Source organism: Bdellovibrio bacteriovorus (genome assembly GCF_001592735.1).
GTDB lineage: Bacteria > Bdellovibrionota > Bdellovibrionia > Bdellovibrionales > Bdellovibrionaceae > Bdellovibrio > Bdellovibrio bacteriovorus_D.
The window spans coordinates 1-1,449 of record NZ_LUKE01000009.1 but is presented as its reverse complement, the minus strand read 5'-3'; the positions used below and the strand labels follow the sequence as shown (position 1 = coordinate 1,449).

Below are 1,449 nucleotides of genomic sequence, written 5' to 3'. Positions count from 1 at the left end.
TGGGGATCTTACGGGGACTTATCCCAATCCAACGATCGCGGCCAGTGCAATTAACTCTTCAAAAATTCAAGACGGTTCGATTGCGACCGTGGATTTAGCGTCGGGAACGGGGGCGGGACAAGTGTTCCGTTTTGATGGATCTGCTTGGCAGCATACGAAACTGCAATACACAGATTTAGTCAATGGCACCGGTGGCTCACCTTGGCCGACAGGTTCTTGTTCTGCGGGACAATATATTACTTGGGTTTCAGTTTTAGATGGTTTTACTTGTTCAAATTTAACTTCTGCGGCTGTGACGACAGCATTAGGATTTACTCCTGCAAACCAAGCGCGCACGATCACCGCAGGCACGGGCCTTACGGGTGGTGGCAACCTTTCAGCGGACAGAACTTTAAGTGTGGATGTGGGGACCGGAGCGGGGCAAATTCCGCAGTTAGATAGCAGCGGTAAATTAGCGGTTTCTGTTATTCCAAGTTCGGTGACGAATGCCCAGTGGACGGTCTCAGGGGCTGATGTGTATCGCCCTTCCGGAAAAGTTGGGATCGGCACCAATACTCCATATGGACTTTTAGATGTCCGTGGCGCCACTCCGCAAATTTTGATTTCAGACAGTGATAATGCCAAAGGCTCAAACGTGAATGGATCTTTAGAGTTTAAAGATCAATACAATGTCCCATTGGGTGATATCGGTTATTTTGGCACGCGCGATATGTTTATCCGCAACGCTGATGAAGGATTGAATTTTGGTACGGGTGGTAATGATGGACAAATGTTTATCAATGCGGCTGGTAATGTCGGTATTGGGACGACGTCACCCAACGAGCGCTTAGATGTGGCCGGTAAAGTCAAAGCCACTGAGTTTTGTATTGGAGCTTCATGTTTAACGTCTTGGCCTGCGACTGGAACGGGTGACATCATTAATGGTGGTAATACCACCGGTGCGGCCGTGACTGTGGGGACGACAGATTCCCAAATGTTCAGTCTGAAAACTGGCAATACCAATCGTTTAAACATTCCTGCAACGGGCGGGGTGGGAATTGGTTTGACGTCTTTAGCCAGTGGTTATCTTTTAGAAACTGCGGGCAAAGTTTCTTCGCGTGAAGCCGACCCGTTGATCGCGACTTTTGACACCTCGAACGATCGCACCTCGCCCAATATGACCGGCGGGATTGCGATGTATGACAGTGCTAACGCTGTTGCTGGTTACATGAATTTCGTATCGGGTGACAGCAATGCTGATCTTTACATCGGGAATTCCACCGGCGCGGGGAACGGCGGCTTGCGCTTTAGAACGGGCAATCACTTAGACCGCATGTATATTGATTACTTGGGTAACGTGGGAATTGGCTCGATCACTCCGCAGGCAAAACTGGACGTTGCGGGTATCGTGCGCGCGCAAGAGCTGTGTGATGAAAACGGAGCGAACTGTAAAGATCTTTCTGCGGGCTG

1 protein-coding gene is annotated in these 1,449 nt (G+C 49.8%); it reads left to right on the top strand.

What is annotated here, in order from left to right:
• Positions 1-1,449, top strand: a 1,449-nt coding sequence (locus tag AZI86_RS18950; protein WP_157684782.1) for a hypothetical protein, incomplete at both ends; no start/stop codon positions are given.